This window comes from Prosthecobacter sp. (assembly GCF_049294395.1).
Lineage (GTDB): Bacteria > Verrucomicrobiota > Verrucomicrobiia > Verrucomicrobiales > Verrucomicrobiaceae > Prosthecobacter.
Window position 1 is genome coordinate 1 of sequence record NZ_JBAQCR010000053.1, and the last position, 1,646, is coordinate 1,646.

The 1,646-nt window shown below is 62.6% G+C and carries 2 protein-coding genes; one reads left to right on the forward strand and one right to left on the reverse strand.

The genetic code is table 11. The features are described from left to right. The first annotated feature begins 552 nt into the window (after window positions 1-552). Window positions 553-855: a hypothetical protein gene (locus WAW39_RS03780; RefSeq protein ID WP_422315930.1), complete on the forward strand. Its 303-nt coding sequence runs from the start codon at window positions 553-555 to the stop codon at window positions 853-855. Between the two features lie 262 nt (window positions 856-1,117). Here the strand turns inward: WAW39_RS03780 and WAW39_RS03785 are convergent. Then, a partial coding sequence (locus tag WAW39_RS03785) for a hypothetical protein (protein ID WP_422315932.1) occupies window positions 1,118-1,646 on the reverse strand: 529 nt, incomplete at its 5' end.

Here is a 1,646-nt window from a genome sequence, read left to right on the forward strand (position 1 = left end):
GGTGTGGCGGGCGTGGGGTGATGGGGCTTGCGAAGCTGCTTTGGCTGCCGCATTCGGGTGGTTTGTGGTATGAGGGAGTCACCGAGGACGGCGAAAGCGGTAGCTGCGTTCGTGCCACACAACGCGACCGCAGTCCATATGGGAGGCGTGAGCTTGCAGCGCGAATTTGGAGTGCGGTCGCGCAGATGCACGGCGCAAGCCTGCATCGGAGCTACCGCTTTCGAGCGTCTCGTGGCGGGCGTGGGGTGATGGGGCTTGCGAAGCTGCTTTGGCTGCCGCATTCGGGTGGTTTGTGGTATGCGGTGTCAACCGGCACGGCGAAAGCGGTAGCTGCGTTCGTTCCTCACTCCGCGACCGCAGTCCATATCAGAGGCGTGAGCTTGCAGCGCGAATTTGGAGTGCGGAGGCGAAGGGTGATTTGAGAGACGCGCGGCTTTGGAGAGGCCTGCTGGCTTCAGGCAGGCACCGCCAAAGAGGGCTGCAAGCGGCCTTGAACACGGTGTGTCACTGCGCCACGCTGGGGGTCGCGCTTTCTCTGCGCCTGATTCCTTTATGAAAAAATTTGCTGTCATCGTTCATGGTCGAAACTTTCTGATTCAGGATCAGGAGGACAAGTTTCCGGGGCTGCGGGAGTTTTACATCCATGCGTATCCGGAGGCTGAAACGGCCAAGGCGGCGGAGGGCCTGGCGCTGGAGCTGGTGAGGGAGCTCATGAAGACGAGAAAGATGGTGCGGAATACGCCCGAGAACGCGCCGGAGCTTTTGATCGATGAATGCCTGGAGGTGGCGGAGTGGCCGGATTGTTCGCGGCCGCTGAGCGGGTTTGTGTTTATCGAGGCGGCGAAGAAGGGCTGAGGTGGCTGCTACTTGGCGCGCCCTGTTTGCCGGAGGTGGAATCTGCGGGGCTGGCCAGGGGAGCGCGTCATCCCTATTTGCAACATCGAGGAACGAGATGGATTGTGGAATGATGGAGCGAAAGAACGTGCTCCTGCGCCCCTTCAGGGCGCCACCTGGATAGACGATGTGTGGTGGCGCGTGCGACTCAGGGCTTGTCGCTGCGCTCCGGCGCCCTGGGCTGAATCCGTGGGTCCTTCAGACCCATGCTGGGGTGACGGGCTTAATTCGTGAGGTTCCACTTTTGGACGATCTTTGTGACGAGGTCGGCGTACTGCACGCGGTGCTGCGGGGCGAAGGGTGGGAGTTTTGCGAGGGATTTTTTCACGGCAGGGTCGCTGCCGAGGTAGGCGAGGGCGAGGGTGCCGGTGGTCCAGTCACAGGTGACGCGGAGTTCTTCGTCTGCTTCGGTGCCTTCTTCATCTTTGTAGCGGCGGCCGCTGAGATAGACATCGGTCTCGGTGGTGGGCTTGCCGGCTTCGTCATGGCGGACGCGCTTGACGGCGGCTTTGTCATGGGCGCGGTCGATGAGCCACTCGTCGCCTGCGGCGGGGGTGCTGCGGAAGCAGATCCAGTCTTCGCCGACGGAGCGCATGCCGAGGAGGATGCGGCGGGGGTTTTCGGCGAGGCCGCGCTGATGCGGCGCCTCCAGATGGGTGAGGGCCTGGGCGTTTGCGTTTTTGGACGGACCGCAGGCGATGAGCATGAGGCTGAGGCCGATGAGGCCGATGAGGCCGATGAGGCCGATGAGG

Coding starts and splice junctions, on each gene's coding strand:
- WAW39_RS03780 (WP_422315930.1), top strand. CDS start 553: ATGAAAAAATTTGCTGTCATCGTTCATGGTCGAAACTTTCTGATTCAG.